A 17,342-nucleotide genomic window follows, 5' to 3' on the forward strand; every position below is an offset into this window, starting at 1 on the left:
ACCAAAATTATATATTAATTGAGACATTTGAATCAAGTGTTAATTTTCTAAAATCTATAAATAAACTAAAAAAACAAGACCATTTAAAGATCTTGTTTTAATATAATTTGATAAATTTTTCTTGGTCTACCCCTAGGGTGAGGGTTCTCTTCTCCAATCACTTGTGCAAAACCTTTAGACTCCAGCTCAGTCAAAATTCTTCTAGCACTTCTCGGCATAATACTCATATGTTGTGCTAAATCATGCGCATTGATTTCTATCTTGCCAATCTTTCTTAAAATTGATTCCAATCTACTTAAAGTTGCAATACTTAGTGATGTTTGCTCACTTAATGTTTGTAGATGTTTTGGGGCATATCCATATGTAATCTGCTCAGGTCGACCAAGTGGTCCAATAATTGTTTTATCGTCCAATATAACCATCGATGCGCCTTTGTGAAATTCTTTTGCGTGCAATAAGGCTGTCCCAGCATTAATCTCTGCCTCATAGACAGTTTTTCCAATTCCAATACCACTTGTCACTGCATCTTGTCCTTTCAACTGTAGAATCTCGAAATCTGGGATAATAGTGAAATCTCTTGTCATTTCTTTCAGAAGTCCATGCGTGGTAAATATGACAAACCGGCCTGGTCCCGCAGCTTTAAGGGAACCATTTATTTTTTTTGTATATTCCAATAGCTTTTCGGTCATTTTAATTTCAATTTTATAAATTTCATCTGTGCTAAAAGTATCTTTCGTTAAACTTGAAAAAGAATCGAATTCAATCATTTGCACCGCAATTTGTGTATCTTTAAAATGCATCGTCTCATGTGTTTGAAGAATAAGAGCTAATGTTGAAACGATAGCAGATTGAGTAGGAAGTACTCGAAATGCAGGAACACCAAGTTTACGAAGTTCATGTTGAGCATTTTTTAGACAAGTGACTGCAGCTAAGGTCTTTCCATTTTTCCAAAGTTCATAATGATAGTTTACTATTTCATCTGTAGGAACTTCCCCTTCGTAATATTTTAAATACGGTGGTTTTACAGCTATATTAGATTCTTTAAACACTCGCTCTAATTCATCAGGATGAAACATGTCAAAGCTAATTTGTTCGAATGGTATTTTCTGATTATAAGCAATTTGCAACAACGTTTTAAACAAGCTGGAGCCGGAAGATGGTACATAAAACATTGGTTGTACAATGCCCCCCCACTTCTTAGCAAATCCATATGGAATCTGTCCAGAGAAAAGCCACATATCTACATCGTTCTTATACATGGTCAATTTCTCTATTATCTCCTCATCATGCCAATATGAGATAGAAATATAGCTGAATTCAGGATATTGCCTAACAACTGATTCCATTATTTCAATAGAATCTTCCGCTCCGAACAAACCCAATCGAATTTTAGTCAATTTAACTAATCTGCCTTTCTATTAAAATTTTTCAGTCAATTATTAAATAATTTTAACATAATAATTTGTACTTCTCTTATTAATCTTTCATGGGAATTAGAGTCAGCTAATCTCCTATAATTGTACAGAATTATTTCCTGGTATTAATTTAATCTTTCAATTTAAAAAAACTCAAAACCGTTCCAAAAACGATTTTGAGTCACTTTTATTAATATACAGACGTATTCTCTTTTGTAATATTCTCCAAGATCTCTTTCACTCGTGCTAGGAAACGACCAGCAACTAAACCGTCTAGTACTCGGTGATCAAGTGATAAACATAGGTTTACCATGTCACGAGCTGCAATCATTCCACCGTCCATAATAACTGGACGTTTTACGATGGATTCCACTTGAAGAATGGCTGCTTGAGGGTAGTTGATAATTCCCATAGATTGAACAGAACCAAATGATCCTGTGTTGTTTACAGTGAATGTACCACCTTGCATTTCGTCTGATTTTAACTTCCCAGAGCGAACTTTTGCAGCAAGTTCATTGACCTCACGAGCGATGCCTTTGATTGTTTTCTCATCCGCATTTTTGATGACTGGAACAAAAAGTGCATCCTCAGTCGCAACAGCGATGGAAATATTGATATCTTTTTTCTGTATAATTTTATCTCCAGCCCACATCGAATTCATCATTGGGAATTCTTTCAGAGCTTGTGATACAGCTTTTACAAAGAAAGCGAAGTACGTAACATTAAAGCCTTCTTTTTGTTTGAAGTCATTTTTAATAGAGTCTCGGTATTGAACCATATTCGTTACATCTACTTCAATCATTGTCCAAGCATGTGGAGCTTCATGTTTACTGCGTAGCATATTCGCTGCTATTGCTTTACGAACACCTGTTACTGGTATTTCAATATCTCCAGCTGATACAGGAACATTTACAGGGGCAGCTTTTGGTGGAGCTGTCACTTGAGCTTGTGGTGTTGCTTGTGTTTGCTCAACTACTGGTTCAGCTTGTGCAGCTACTGGAATTTCTCCACTCTCAATGATTTTCAGTAAATCTTTGCGTGTAATTCGTCCTTCGTTGCCTGTTCCACTAACTAACGTAAGGTCAATTCCATGTTCTTGTGATAATTTTAGTACTGCTGGTGAATAGCGAGCTTTTGCTCCTTTTTCACGGTTAACCGGTGTAGCATGCTTTTGTACTTCTGCTGGTTTTACTGTTTCAGCAGTTGGTTGTTCAGGAGCGGCTTCCACTACTTCTTCGGTAACTCCACCTTCTGTTTCTATCGTACAAACGATTTCTCCAACCGCTAGTGTATCTCCTTCGTTTGCAATAAGCTCTTTAATAACTCCTGTAAAAGAAGAAGGTACTTCAGCTGTTACTTTGTCTGTATTTACTTCCGCTAAAGCGTCGTATTTATTGACATGATCGCCTGGTTTTACCAACCACTTTTCAATCGTACCTTCCGTTACACTTTCACCAAGTTGAGGCATTTTGATTTGTTCTAAAGCCATGTATGTTCCTCCTTAATATTCCGCTAGGTCGCGCATCGCTTTTTCGACTTTATCTGGATTGATCATAAAGAATTTTTCCATTGTTGGCGCATACGGCATAGCAGGAACATCTGGTCCAGCAAGACGCATAATCGGTGCATCTAGATCAAATAAGCAGTTTTCTGCAATAATTGCCGCTACTTCACTAATGACACTGCCCTCTTTGTTATCTTCTGTTACCAAAAGAACTTTTCCTGTTTTAGAAGCAGCTTCTATAATCCCCTCTTTATCTAATGGATAAATTGTCCTTAAGTCAAGAATATGTGCAGAAATTCCGTCTTTTTCTAAACGTTCTGCAGCTTGTAGGGCAAAGTGAACAGCAAGACCATACGTAATAACCGTAATGTCTTCGCCTTCACGTTTTACATCAGCTTTTCCGATTTCAATCGTATAATCCTCTTCCGGAACTTCCCCTTTAATAAGACGATATGCTCTTTTATGCTCAAAGAACATAACTGGATCTTCATCGCGAATAGCTGCTTTTAATAATCCTTTTGCGTCGTACGGAGTAGAAGGAATAACAATTTTCAATCCTGGTTGGTTCGCAAAAACAGCTTCCACTGATTGTGAGTGATAAAGAGCACCATGAATCCCTCCGCCAAACGGGGCACGAATAACAATTGGACAAGTCCAGTCATTATTCGAACGATAACGAATACGCGCAGCTTCTGAAATAATTTGATTGACTGCAGGCATGATAAAATCCGCAAACTGCATCTCCGCAATTGGACGAAGCCCGTACATTGCAGCACCAATACCAACACCTGCAATGGCAGATTCAGCAAGAGGTGTATCTAAAACACGGTATTCACCGAATTCATCATATAGGCCATTCGTTGCTTTAAAAACGCCGCCTTTTCTACCTACGTCTTCACCAAGAACGAATACGCGCTCATCGCGAGTCATTTCTTCTTTCATCGCAAGTGTAATTGCATCGATATAAGACATGATTGCCATTATACGATCCCCCCATCTTTTTCTGCATATACATGTTTCAATGCATCTTCTGGAGCAGCATATGGTGCGTTTTCTGCATAATCTGTTGCCTCATTTACTTCCTTCATGATGCGGTCGTTAATTTCTTTTTCTAATTCCGCAGTTAATATATCATTATCTCTTAGATATTTTGCGAACGTGATTAGCGGATCTAATGCTTTTCCTTCTGCAATGTCCTCCGCAGTACGGTACTGACGATCATCATCATCTGAAGAATGCGCCGTTAAACGATAGGTTACCGCTTCGATTAAGCTTGGTCCTTCTCCGTTACGAGCACGATCTGCAGCTTCTTTTACTACTTTATAAACCTCAATCGGATCTTTTCCATCTACCCTCACACCTGGCATTCCGTAACTAGATGCACGGTCTGCAACCGTTTTACTCGCAACTTGTCTTTCGAAAGGCACAGAAATAGCATAATTATTGTTTTCAACCATTGTGATACATGGCAACTGGTGAACTCCCGCAAAGTTTAATCCTTCGTGGAAATCTCCTTGGTTAGAAGAACCTTCTCCTAATGTTACAAACGTAATAAAATCCTTCTTTTCAATTTTTGCAGCTAAAGCAACTCCCACTGCATGTGGTAATTGAGTAGTAACCGGTGAAGAACCAGTTAAAATTCTATTTTTCTTTTGACCAAAATGACCTGGCATTTGTCGACCGCCAGAGTTTGGATCTTCCGCTTTTGCAAAAGCCGATAGCATTAAATCTTTTGCCGTCATACCAAAGTGTAAAACAACACCCATATCACGGTAATACGGTGCAATATAATCTTTTGTATTATCTAAAGCAAATGCTGCTCCTACTTGTGCTGCTTCTTGCCCTTGACAAGAAATAACAAAAGGAATTTTACCTGCCCGGTTTAATAACCACATACGTTCATCGATACGACGTGCCATAAGCATCGTTTCAAACATTTTTAACACATCTTCATTTGTTAACCCTAATTCTGCGTGACGATTTGTTGTCATATAGAACTCCTCCTTATTACATATGAATAGCTTTACCATCTACGGCAAGTGCCGCTTCTCCCATAACTTCACTCAGTGTTGGGTGTGGATGAATCGTATGTGCGATTTCCCAAGGAGTTGCATCCAGAACCATAGCTAGACCTGCCTCTGAAATCATATCTGTTACATGAGGTCCAATCATATGAACACCTAATATATCATCTGTTTTCTTATCTGCAACGATTTTGACAAAACCATCTGATTCGCCATAAACAAGCGCTTTTCCAATCGCTTTAAAAGAGAATTTACCAACTTTCACATCAAATCCTTGCTCTTTTGCTTGTTGCTCTGTAATTCCAACACTAGAGGCTTCTGGATTTGAATAAATACAACGTGAAACTAGTTTGTAGTCAATTGGTGAAATGTCGTTACCCGCGATATGCTCTATAGCTGTAATACCTTCGTGACTTGCCACATGTGCTAGTTGGAGACCTCCGATAACATCGCCAATAGCATAAATATGTGATTCTTTTGTTTGGAATGTTTCAGATACTTGGATAAATCCTTTTTCTACAACGATATCCGTATTTTCAATACCAATACCTTCAACATTTGCTTGGCGACCAACTGAAACAAGCATTTTCTCAGCTGTGAATGTTTTATTTTCCCCATTTATTTCCGCTGAAATGGTAACTTGATCGTTTGCCGTTTCCAATGTTTCTGGAAGGACTTTTGCACTTGTTGCAAAAGTGACTCCTTTTTTAGCAAGTAATTTTTGCATTTCTTTAGAAATATCTTTGTCTTCTGTTGGTATGATACGGTCCGCATACTCTATAACGGTCACTTTGACTCCGAAATCATTTAACATAGAAGCCCACTCAATGCCAATTACACCGCCACCTACTATTAAAATTGATTGTGGCAATTCAGTCATCGCAAGTGCTTCATCTGAACTCATAACAAATGTTCCATCAATTGTTAGCCCCGGTAAAGTACGTGGTCTGGAACCAGTGGCAATCACTACATTTTTAGGGATAAGCATTTCGTTTTCATCACCATTATTCATTTCGACTGAAATTGTTCCTCCTGGTGATGGAGAAAAAATTGAAGGACCAAGCATTCTTCCTGTACCTTCTAACACATCAATTTTACCTTTTTTCATGAGTCCCTGAACGCCTTGATGTAATCCGCTAACAATAGATTCTTTACGAGCCTGCACACGGCTGAAGTCCAGTGTCACTTCTCCTGTGTTTACACCGAAGTCTGCTGCATGATTTTTTGTTGTTGCATATACTTCTGCGCTACGAAGCAATGCTTTACTTGGAATACATCCTTTATGTAAGCATGTACCTCCAAGATTGCCTTTTTCTACAATTGCAGTTTTCAATCCTAATTGAGCTGCCCTAATAGCAGCCACATAACCGCCTGTACCGCCACCAATGATGACTACATCATATTCTTTTGCCACGACTTTGCCTCCTTAATACTGAACAAAACCAATTTAGAACGAAGAAGGCCGCTTTTTTCAAAGTCGGCCCATCATTTGGTTATCATTTATTTTCTATGATCCGTCTATTTAATATTATCGATTGGTAATAATATGTTTGCCATTTTGTAAAAATTGGCTACGAGATTTCCCAACACGCTCAATGCGTTCTTCAGCAAGTCGGTCTGCTGCTACATATGTTGGAATCTCATCTCTTTTAGAAATAGCGAAAATCTTTTCAATTGTATCATATATCCCAGAAACACGTTTCATTGCACGATCGTGATTGTAGCCATATAATTCGTCTGCTACGTTAATCACGCCACCTGAATTGATCACATAATCTGGTGCGTAAACAATGCCCATTTCATGGATGATATCCCCATGTTTTGTGTCTTTTAATTGGTTATTCGCAGAACCTGCAATTACTTTTGCTTTAAGTTGCGGAATTGTGTTGTCATTAATAATTGCACCTAGTGCACATGGTGCGAAAATATCTGCATCTTGAGAGTAAATTTCATCTACTCCAACTTGAACAGCATCAAACGCATTTACAGCTCGGTCAACTGAAGCCTGGTTAATATCAGCAACAATTAGCTTTGCACCTTCTTTGTGTAAATAATCGCATAATGTGTATGCAACATTTCCTACACCTTGAACAGCAACTGTTTTGCCTTCAAGTGAATCAGAACCAAAAGCCTCTTTTGCAGCAGCTTTCATCCCTACATATACTCCATAAGCAGTTACTGGTGATGGGTTACCCGATGAACCGAATGCTTCTGAAATACCGGTTACATAATTTGTTTCCTCATGAATAATATCCATATCTGCTACAGTAGTACCAACATCTTCTGCAGTAATATAACGACCGTTTAGCCCTTGGATGAAACGACCAAATGCGCGGAACATTTCTTCGTTTTTATCTTTTAATGGATCACCAATAATAACTGTTTTCCCACCACCAAGATTTAGACCAGCAGCAGCATTTTTATAAGTCATTCCTTTTGCTAAGCGTAGAGCATCTTCAATCGCCTCTTCTTCAGACGAATAATTCCACATACGAGTTCCACCGAGTGCAGGTCCAAGCGTAGTGTCATGAATTGCAATAATTGCTTTCAATCCTGATGTTTTGTCTTGGCAAAAAACTAATTGCTCATAATCGTAAGTCTCCATATATTTGAAAATTTCCATGTGTAATTCCTCCTAGATAGTAATTTCTGTTATATATATAAATACCCCTTGTTACGTGAAAATAACTCCCATTTTAAACTAACTGATATTTTTCTAACTTATAATATAGTGTGCGAAGAGAAATTTGAAGTTTTTTAGCTGTTTGCGATTTATTTCCCCCGGATGCTTTAAGCGCCCGCGCTAATACTTTCTTTTCCATCTCATCCATTTGTTCTGCTAGCGTGCCAATCGGCTCATCATCGTCATTATTTTCTAACGCAAGCATCGACTTTGGTAGATGCTGTTCTTCGACAAAACGATCGTTCGGCTGCAAGAAAATCATTGAACGACTAATAATGTTTTCAAGTTCTCGCACATTTCCGGGCCAATTATAGTCAAGTAAGCTTTCCATCGCTTCCTTTGTGAACCCTTCCACATTCCGACCAAATTCTTGGTTTAGCTTCACTAGTAAATGTTCTGCTATTATCGGAATATCTTCTTTACGCTCACTTAATGCAGGAATATGGATAGGCATTCGATTTAATTGGAAATAAAAATCTTCTCTAAATGTGCCTTCACGCATTGCTTTTTCTAGATTTAAACTACTAGATGCAATAACCCGTACATCTACAGGAATAGAAGAAGTCCCTCCAACCCGAATGATAATATCCTCTCGTAAAACGCGGAGCAATTTTGCTTGCGTCTTTTTCGTAAGTTCCCCAACTTCGTCCAAGAAAATAGTACCATTTACAGCATTTTCGATTAGTCCTGCTTGACTCAATCCGTTTTCTTCAAATCCAAATAATTCTTTTTCTAATAAATGTTCTTCCAATGCACTGCAATTCACCCGGATAAACGGATGAGACGCTCTGGGACTTTCACTATGAATAGCATGAGCAAATAAATCCTTTCCTGAACCAACCTCTCCCCTTAAGAGGACGGTAACAGGTACGCTTGCTGCTAGTCTTGCTTGATCAATCGCAAAATTTATCTGTTTCGAGGTTCCCGAAATATCCTTTAAAGAATACGATAATTCCAATGTGCGAATAAGCGTTTTTGCACGATCCAACTCTTTCATTAAACCACGCATCTCAGTCATGTCATGGATTACACCGACACTTCCTTTTAGCTCGCTATTTACAATGATCGGTGCAACATTTACAATCACTTCTTTTTTCTGTTTTCCAACTCGAAGATTCACCCCACGAATCGGCTTTTTCGTTTGCAACACTTTTAAATGAATACTTTCCCCTTCAGAAATATCCGCTGTCGCAGGCCTTCCGATTACTTCTTCTTCGCTAAAACCAGTAATTCGAGTATAGGCAGGGTTAATAAGAATCCCTTTTCCTTCTTCATCCACTACGGATATTGCGTCATCACTCGAATGTATAATGGCCTCTAGCATTTTTTGAATTTCTGTTAAATTGGTAATCTCTTCTGCAAGACGAAGCACCTCTGAAATATCCTTAAATACTGCAAATGCACCGATCCTTTTTCCCTCTTCATTAATCATCGGATACCTTGACGTAACAATTTTGGTACCGCTTTCAAGAGTGAGTTCTTTGTTTAATTCGACACTACCAGTCTCGAATATTCTCGGTAATTCACTTAAGCCTATTACTTCATGCACATGCTTCCCAATTGCCTTTTCTCTTGGCATTTTTGTCATTTTTTCTGCACTTTTATTGAAAAAATTGACGATTCCCCGGTCGTCTATCCCAATCATGCCTTCTTCGATGGAGTTAAAAATTAATTCTTGCATCATTTTTTACGATCGATGATTTGAATATAATCATCTTTCTCTTCCAATAACGTAACGATTAAGTTAGCTATTTCACCTGGTATAACAACCGCGGTAGCAGGTCTATTTGCAAGAAGTTCTTGAAAAACCTCTTTTTTTCCTGTTACATCAATGATGATTTGAATATTTCCGCTTAAAAGTGGTTTCCAGTCTGAATAAGTTGGAATCTTATGCTCTTTTGCGTAAATTATTCCAGGAGCTTCTTCGTTGATATCAACAATTGCTGTTACTTGTAAGTAATCCGCCTGTTCCATCAACTTCAGAAGTGCATATCCACCGTTACCTGCACCTACAATGAGTATGTTTTGCAAAAATATGCACACCCCCGTTTTCTTTTTCGCAACTTATTGCACTTCTCATTTATCATAACGTAAGTTTCTTTCGTTGACAATCATATTCTTGCATGTAAAATTAAAAATGTAGGAACAGGAGTGAAGAAAATGGGTCGTTTAGCGGCTTTAATCGTGTTATTAATTCCTGGTATTTTAGCAGCGTTCGGGATTAAATTAATGAGAGATACGTTTTTCGGATTACAGATTCTCCCTATTGGAGGCTTGGCCGTACAATTTATATGCGGAATTATTTTCACTGTTTTAGGGTTAGGCTTCTTTGCCGGATTTTTATTGAACAGGGATCGAAAAAACGGAAAAGTAGCTCCACGATTTCAAAAGAAGAAGGAATCTTGACTTTCTAAGTCAGATTCCTTTTTTGTCGCTGTATAACTTTTTCTGGATAATCTGTAATCCATCCTATGACGGATTCATGTGGATGGACGATATACTTTTCATTCCCTTTTACATTATAAAAGCGAAGTGGGAATCCTTCGTTCCATATTCTATACATTAACTCCGAATCATAAAATCTTTTGTTTAAATGGATTGCATCCCATTTTCTGATAGATAAAATATAATCCCAATCGGAGTTTTTTTTCCCGATAAAAGCTGTTTTGACGTTCAAACCAAGCGCATGAATTGCTTGCAATATACTAAATTCGAAAGAAGAAAAATGTACATCTTCTATCCCTTTTGTTTTTTCTACAACTTCTACAATCTTCTCTATTTTTCCCAAAAACGATTCCTTCAGTTCAATATTCAACTTTATACCGGTAGGAGCTACTAGTTGGATAAACTGATCGAATGTCATTACTCGACTGTACCAAAATTTACGATACAACGGACTTCCTAATTTAAGCTGTAAAATTTCTTCAGCTGTCATATCCGTAATACGTCGACTATTTCCAGCTAATCTAAAAAAGTCAATATCATGCGTAACGAATGCAACACCATCTGCAGAAAGCTGTAAATCAATTTCGATTCCATCTACTCCTAACATTAACACTCGCTTGAAAGCTTTTAAAGAATTCTCTACTGCACGATTTGGAGCTCCACGGTGTGCATATACGGGTATTTTAGACATTTAACTCCCCATTTTCTATTTTAAATTTCCCTTTCTTAGGATTTGATAACACAGAAGATTTGTAGCCTATTTGAATCATTGTCCCAGCATTTGCTTCTTTTGTAATATGAATATAATAATCATTAGACTTTCGTAACGTTCTTAAAATACGCTTAATCTCTGTATCGATTTCTTTTATTTCCACTTGCAATTGATTGTACTTTTGCTTTGTTTGTTCGAAAACAGCTATTTGTTGCACAGTAAAGGCATTTTTTAATTGGTCGATTTGAATTTCCAACTTCGACATTTCCTCTTGTAGTTTTATCATTTCCTGCGCTTTCTCTTTTGCGTTTTCTTTTAATATTTTCCGATCAATCCCTTGGACAATCAGTTCCGTTTTTCTTTCCAAACTATTACCAGAATATGCAGCGGTTATCGAATTGACCGCTATCGTCTTTCCACCAATAATTTTCCCTTTTCGTTCATCGAGGAAGATTTGGTTGGCTAAAATAGTAGAGCCGAGCGCATAAAATCCAATATTAATAGTATCTTTTGCTTCTAAAGTACATTCGTTCGCATGTTTAACAAAAATATTCTTGTATGCTTCGACTTTTGTAACACCACGTCCGAAAATGCCTCCTCTTATAAAGACATCTCCTTCTGCAGATTTTATCAATTCCGCCGCATTTACTCCTACTTTTCCATCAATCGATATGTCTCCTGATGCGATAACTGAATATCCTGCCATCACCGTACCTTTCACCTGTATCGAACCATCAAATGTTAGGTTTCCCGTTTCTAATCCAACATCTCCATCAATGACTAAATGTTTTTGAACGGATAGTACGCCATTTATCTCTCCTATAATACCCTTTGTTTTAGAACGAAGCACTGTTTTTCCGTCTTCCTCTACTTCGTATGCACTTTTTGTATCATATTTTAATTTTATATCATCTCCTGGTTCGGCCGGTACGTTTTCCCCAAATATATTTATGCCATCTACCCCTTTTTTGGGTGAGATTTTTTCTCCCAACCAGGAACCTTCTTTTATTTCGACAATAAAATTCATGTCAAAAAAGTCTGCGTTACCACCCTCTTTAATGACAGGCCTTTTTTCTGCTTGATCCAAATATGTCACTTTCGCATTTTCCCCTTTTTGAGGAGGTAAACCTGTTGCAACTATGTATGTTTTTCCTGACTTAACATTTAGTAAATCGATTGGTTTATGACCATAGATGATTTGTTGTTCCTGCAATACTTTTTGAATGTTTGTATGAATTTCTGCTAAATTTTCTTGGATGTATGCCTGCGATTCATAAATTGTAAGAAGTGCTTCCATTCTATCTGCACTTATTTCTAACTCCATGCTTTCAATCCAACTGCCTATCTCAATAGGATCATCCGTTTTGTGTTCCATTGCATTTTTTAACGCTAAAAAATTTGATACTTTCAGACGGGTGTGCTTGCGTGTCAATTCATCAAATTTCTTCAAGTTATATCCACCATTAGTTATCGCTATGAACACACGTCCATTCTTCTCAGTTAATGTAATTTCATCATTCTGTTCGATAATTTTCAAGTTCACACTTCCTCTCCTGCATTATTATACGTCTAATAATGATTAACGTACGAAAAAAATAGAATGGTAGTTGAATTTCCATAATAATACCTAACTCAGACACAAAATAATGAAAACTCAAAATATAAAACAGTACTTAAGTTATATCTGTCTTAGTTTTAATTAAGACTAAATATATAACCATTCTATCTTCCATATGAATTCGAAGATATTATCCCTATATAAAGTTGAAATTAAATCACTCACTTTAAATTCAACAGTCTATGTTTTATACTGCACTTATGCCCTGCAGCATTATGAGCAAGGACAGAAATCTTCAAAAGATCTAACATACCTGTCGTGTGTGCAATCTAGCTTATGGTAACGATAAAATACCTATTGTTTTTCCGCCCTGCAGTGAAAATTTTAACCCCACTTTATTCATTTCTCTCCCCCGTAGTTTTCCTATACTCATCAATAGGCTATAGAGCTTATAACTTTCTAAGCCATAAAAAAAACCAGCGAATCAATAATTCGTTGGTTTAGGTTATATATAGAATTAGTCCAGTATTACCAACGATTAACTAGCCATGTTCTCCATGCGAATTTTATCTGCAATCATCGCGATAAACTCAGAATTGGTAGGTTTTGACTTTAAATGGTGAACTGTGTATCCAAACATTTTCGAAATAGTTTCGTAGTTTCCACGATTCCATGCGACTTCGATCGCATGTCGAATTGCACGCTCTACACGAGATGGTGTCGTTTGAAATTTTTTAGCGATTTCTGGATATAATACTTTCGTAATGGAGCCAAGTAACTCAACATCCGAGTAAACCATTTGGATCGCCTCGCGTAAATACGAGTATCCTTTAATATGTGCAGGCACTCCAATTTCTTTAATAACGTTTGTAATTGTATGATCAATCATCCGTTTACTTTGTGCTGCTTCTTTTTCTGGATTAGACTTTACTGGAATGTCTTGGACAAATTCTTTTTTGCCTGCCACTTGCTTTATTTGGGTTACAAGGCGATCAAATTCAAAAGGCTTTAACATAAAATAAGATGCCCCTAGATCAACTGCCTGCTTCATAACATCTTCTTGACCAAAAGCAGTTAGCATAATAATTTGGATATCATTTAATTGGTTATTTTTTTGTAAGCTATCCAGTACTGCGATTCCATCCAGATGAGGCATGATAATGTCCAGTAAAAGAACGTCTGGTTTTTTAGATTCTAATAATTCCAAGCAAAGCTTCCCATTACTCGCAGTACCAATAACTTCTATTTCTGGATGTTGTTCAAAATAAGAACCCATTGTCCGTAGTAAGTCTTTGTTGTCGTCTACTATTGCAATTTTAATTTTTTCCATCATACTCATCCACCTTTATGTTTTTTGACTTTAGTACTATTCGCTATTTTTAGACTACTTCCTTTATTTTTGTTAAAAATAAGCCTTTCCTATTACACTTTCTACCTTTTTCGATAATTAAATAATTGTTTCGACAATTTCGTCCATTTCTCTCTAGCTACATTGTAACTTCTCTTCATGAAAAAGGGTAGACCCAATTTCGGTCTACCCTCATAATCATTTTCATGGATTTTTTTTCATCATTTCAGTAATTGCTAGTGCCGCACCATTTTTAGGCTTGTCCACATACATATGTGTTACGACACCGATTAGTTTATCTTTTTGGATGATCGGACTTCCACTCATACCTTGTAAAATTCCGCCTGTCTTTTCTATGAGCGATTTATCGGTAACAGTGAATTGAAAAAGATGTCCATCGACCGAAGAAATATTTATCGAAAAATCTTGTACTTTTTCACCATCGATGGATGTTCGCATAATTGCTTCACCTGACATTATTGTTTCTGCGTCTGCGATTTCTACTTGCTGCAATGGAATATTTTCTAGAGCATTTTCCTCTAACTTACCAAATATGCCATATACATTGTTTTCATCGACACCGCCTATTGGCGATGTATTTGCCTCATGGGATGTGATTTTATAACCTGGTTGACCTGGAATACTTTTCTTTATTTGTTCAATGGTAGATAAATAAATGGATCCTTCTGAAAACTTGGGAGTTACTCCTGTCGCATGGTCGACAATTTGATGTCCAAGTGCTCCAAATTCTTTTGTAGCGGGGTCAAAATACGTCAATGTGCCAATTCCTTCTGTAGCATCACGTAAAAAGGGGAGAAGTTTTAGAGTTTGTTCGGATGTAATTTCTTTTGTATGCATTTTTTTATTGTGCTCATACTGAATAGTAATTTGTTCTTTGTCTTTTACGTGCGTTTTTACATCCTCAACGTTTGATATCTTTTGATCATTAATTTGGTGAATGGAATCACCCGCGCGCAACCATTCTTCATCTGTAAGCATAACATCGTGACTAAGGAAAACAGCACCGTATTGAAGATCAATTTGTATTGATTGACCAAGTGGGACGACCGAGGTTTGCTCTGCAAAAGTAGGATTGCTTGCAAAGAATAATGTAATGAAAAGTATTGGCATTAGCGACCATTTACGATAGGTTTTTTTCATATTTCACCTCCTATACAAATACTATGTCCCGCAGAAAGAACTCTATGTGAGGTAAATAATTGATAAAAAATAAAGTACTGAAGTCACAAAAAATGAAGACCCAATTAAAGGGTCTTCATACATTTCTTAATATTTTTTTTCGATCCTTCGCTAATTTTTAATAGCTCTTTTGAATGTCGTAACGTTGTACTTGTAATTTCAGCACCAGACATCATGCGACTTAGTTCTTCAGCACGCTTATCACCTATTACTTCTTCTAAAACGGTAAATGTGCGATTGCCATTAACTTCTTTTTTAATCATTAAATGTTGGTCAGCCATCGCTGCGACCTGAGGCAAATGGGAAATACATAATACTTGGGAATTTGTAGCAATTCCTGAAATTTTTTCAGCGATTGCCTGTGCAACTCTCCCACTTACTCCAGTATCCACTTCATCAAATATAATCGACGTTATACCCTGATGTTTGGAGAAAATACTTTTCAAAGCAAGCATCATTCGGGATAGCTCGCCGCCTGATGCAATTTTAGTTAATGCTTTTAATGGTTCTCCTACATTTGTGGAAATATAAAAAGACAATTCATCTAATCCATTTTCATTATAGGCCATTTTCTCTGTTTCATGAAACATAACCGAAAAGGTAGCCTTTTCCATATAAAGCTCCTGTAATTGTTCCATTATTGCTTTGCTTAACTGTTTCGCTGCTACTTTTCGCTTCTCTGTTAAATCAGTTGCTTCTAGCTCTAAGTCTTTTTCGATTTGATTGATTTTGTCTGCCATTTTTTGTATTTGTTCATCTCTATTTACAAGTTGTCCTAAACTAAACTCGATTTGATCTTTGTATTGTAAAATTTCTTCTACGGAAGATCCATATTTTCTTTTTAAAGTTTGGATTAAGGCTAACCGATCTTCTACATGTTGTAATTGATTGCTATCGTATTCCATTTCATCTAATTCATTTTTTAATTGGTATGCAGCTTCTTGTAACATATAAAATGCGGTTGATACATTTTCACTTAAGTCATGCATATTTTTATCGACATCCGCAATATCCTGTAATTCAGCCATTGCTGTACCGATATAATCTAATCCTCTCGACTCGGCTAAAATGGCTTCGTAAGCATTCCCCATTTTATCGAAGACTTTATGGAAATTTTGTAGCTTCTTTTTTTCTTCCTGAAGCTGTTCTTCCTCTCCGACAACTAGACCGGCTTCTTCGATCTCGTCCACTTGAAAAGTATATAAATCTATTTTATGGGCAATTTGCTGTTCATTTTCCGTTAAAGTGGCAAGTTCTTTTTTCCATTTTTTATATTTCGTAAATAATTCTTTATACGATTCTTTTATGAGTTTTAAATTTTCTCCTGCAAATTGATCCAACAAATGGATATGCGCTTTGTCATCCATCAACTCCTGGCTTTCATGTTGCCCATGAATATCGATCAAGGAAGCACCGATCTCTCTTAGAATACCTATTGTTACAAGTTTCCCATTTACTCGACAAACACTCTTACCAGAATCATTAATATCTCTTCTTAAAATAATCGACTCTTCGTCTATTTCAATCCCGACATCCAACATTTTTTTGAATACACCATGTTTTGGGTTAGAAATGATAAACAATCCTTCTAATTCTGCTTTTTTTGCTCCATGGCGAATAAATTCTTGAGAGCCTCTTCCACCACATAATAAATGAACGGCATCAATAATTATAGATTTACCTGCCCCTGTCTCTCCGGTTAAAACGGTTAGTCCTTCTTCAAAACTAACCGTTAGTTCATCAATAATCGCAAAGTTTTTTATGGATATTTCCTTTAACAACTGTCCACACCTCTTTTTATCAATTAGGCGTTACCGCAAGGACGCAACGTCCTTAGAGAAGCTCTAGTAATAAACATTCAGTATTTGCTGAGCTATGTTATAGCATCTCCAGTAGTCTGCTTTTAACGATTTCACTATCCGCTTCTTCTCTGCATAAGATTAAGCAAGTATCGTCCCCACAAATTGTTCCAAGTATTTCTGTCCAATCTAAATAATCAATTAACGAACCAATTGCATGAGCATTTCCTGGTAACGTCTTCATGACTAGAAAATGGCTTGCCCCATCAATACTAACAAAAGCATCTGTTAATGCACGACGCAATTTTTGTGTCGGATTAAATCGCTGATCTGCAGGTAAGCTGTACTTATAACTACCGTTTGGAAGTGGCACTTTTACTAAATGTAATTCTTTTATATCTCTAGAAACAGTAGCTTGTATTTTAAAATCGACTAAATCGTCTTGTGTCTCAATTTCGTTATTGGCAATAATATCACGAATTCGTATATGCCTTTGTCCTTTATTCAAATAAGTCACCTCATTGTATATTTATTCGGAGTAACAGGGAATAATATTCTCACCACGACTTTTGTGAAAGAAAATACACTAAATAGTAGGGGAAAAATCACCTTTGCATCCCCGATTGTTTGGATCAACAGAATGTTGGTCACTCA

13 protein-coding genes and 1 pseudogene are annotated in these 17,342 nt (G+C 36.9%); 1 reads left to right on the plus strand and 13 read right to left on the minus strand.

Going from position 1 to position 17,342, the window contains the following annotated elements; translation table 11 throughout:
• Window positions 1-83 precede the first annotated feature (83 nt).
• The 7 genes and pseudogenes from OR571_RS12920 to OR571_RS12950 all read right to left on the minus strand — a co-directional run bounded on the left by OR571_RS12920 (window position 84) and on the right by OR571_RS12950 (window position 9,657).
• Window positions 84-1,397, minus strand: a complete 1,314-nt coding sequence (locus OR571_RS12920) for a helix-turn-helix domain-containing protein (protein ID WP_282243269.1) — start codon at window positions 1,395-1,397, stop codon at window positions 84-86.
• A gap of 208 nt (window positions 1,398-1,605) precedes the next feature.
• Entirely contained in the window at window positions 1,606-2,904 is a 1,299-nt protein-coding gene (locus OR571_RS12925; protein WP_282243272.1) for a dihydrolipoamide acetyltransferase family protein, read from the minus strand.
• A 12-nt stretch (window positions 2,905-2,916) separates the two neighbouring features.
• On the minus strand, window positions 2,917-3,900 hold the full coding sequence (locus OR571_RS12930) for an alpha-ketoacid dehydrogenase subunit beta (RefSeq protein WP_282243274.1): 984 nt from the start codon (window positions 3,898-3,900) through the stop codon (window positions 2,917-2,919).
• On the minus strand, window positions 3,900-4,910 hold the full coding sequence (locus tag OR571_RS12935; RefSeq protein WP_282243275.1) for a thiamine pyrophosphate-dependent dehydrogenase E1 component subunit alpha: 1,011 nt from the start codon (window positions 4,908-4,910) through the stop codon (window positions 3,900-3,902). The genes OR571_RS12930 and OR571_RS12935 overlap by 1 nt, the downstream gene beginning before the upstream one ends.
• Window positions 4,911-4,926: 16 nt before the next feature.
• Window positions 4,927-6,357, minus strand: a complete 1,431-nt coding sequence (gene lpdA, locus OR571_RS12940) for a dihydrolipoyl dehydrogenase (protein ID WP_282243276.1) — start codon at window positions 6,355-6,357, stop codon at window positions 4,927-4,929.
• Window positions 6,358-6,471: 114 nt separating this feature from the next.
• Window positions 6,472-7,566 carry a branched-chain amino acid dehydrogenase gene (bcd, locus tag OR571_RS12945; RefSeq protein WP_282243277.1) on the minus strand — a complete coding sequence of 365 codons (1,095 nt, stop codon included), beginning with the start codon at window positions 7,564-7,566 and terminating at the stop codon, window positions 6,472-6,474.
• A gap of 73 nt (window positions 7,567-7,639) precedes the next feature.
• Window positions 7,640-9,657 (minus strand): annotated as a pseudogene (locus OR571_RS12950) (sigma-54 interaction domain-containing protein).
• Between the two features lie 129 nt (window positions 9,658-9,786).
• Here OR571_RS12950 and OR571_RS12955 point away from each other — a divergent pair.
• Window positions 9,787-10,032, plus strand: coding sequence for a DUF2627 domain-containing protein (locus OR571_RS12955; RefSeq protein ID WP_282243278.1), 246 nt, complete (start codon window positions 9,787-9,789; stop codon window positions 10,030-10,032).
• 4 nt (window positions 10,033-10,036) lie between these two features.
• Here the strand turns inward: OR571_RS12955 and OR571_RS12960 are convergent, their stop codons facing one another.
• From OR571_RS12960 to ahrC, 6 genes are all read right to left on the minus strand, one after another.
• Complete coding sequence (locus tag OR571_RS12960; protein ID WP_282243279.1) at window positions 10,037-10,762, minus strand: glycerophosphodiester phosphodiesterase; 726 nt, start codon at window positions 10,760-10,762, stop codon at window positions 10,037-10,039.
• Complete coding sequence (locus OR571_RS12965) at window positions 10,755-12,326, minus strand: DUF342 domain-containing protein (protein WP_282243280.1); 1,572 nt, start codon at window positions 12,324-12,326, stop codon at window positions 10,755-10,757. Before OR571_RS12965 ends, OR571_RS12960 begins: the two co-directional genes overlap by 8 nt.
• 553 nt (window positions 12,327-12,879) lie before the next feature.
• The gene (spo0A, locus tag OR571_RS12970; protein ID WP_282243281.1) at window positions 12,880-13,671 is read right to left on the minus strand and encodes a sporulation transcription factor Spo0A; all 792 of its coding nucleotides are present in this window, start codon (window positions 13,669-13,671) and stop codon (window positions 12,880-12,882) included.
• Between the two features lie 222 nt (window positions 13,672-13,893).
• Window positions 13,894-14,850, minus strand: coding sequence for a SpoIVB peptidase S55 domain-containing protein (locus OR571_RS12975; RefSeq protein WP_282243284.1), 957 nt, complete (start codon window positions 14,848-14,850; stop codon window positions 13,894-13,896).
• 104 nt (window positions 14,851-14,954) lie between these two features.
• Window positions 14,955-16,670, minus strand: a complete 1,716-nt coding sequence (gene recN, locus OR571_RS12980; RefSeq protein WP_282243285.1) for a DNA repair protein RecN — start codon at window positions 16,668-16,670, stop codon at window positions 14,955-14,957.
• Between the two features lie 97 nt (window positions 16,671-16,767).
• Window positions 16,768-17,196: a transcriptional regulator AhrC/ArgR gene (gene ahrC / locus OR571_RS12985; protein ID WP_282243286.1), complete on the minus strand. Its 429-nt coding sequence runs from the start codon at window positions 17,194-17,196 to the stop codon at window positions 16,768-16,770.
• Window positions 17,197-17,342 lie beyond the last annotated feature (146 nt).

It is taken from the genome of Psychrobacillus sp. NEAU-3TGS, assembly GCF_029955155.1.
In the GTDB taxonomy this organism is placed as follows: domain Bacteria; phylum Bacillota; class Bacilli; order Bacillales_A; family Planococcaceae; genus Psychrobacillus.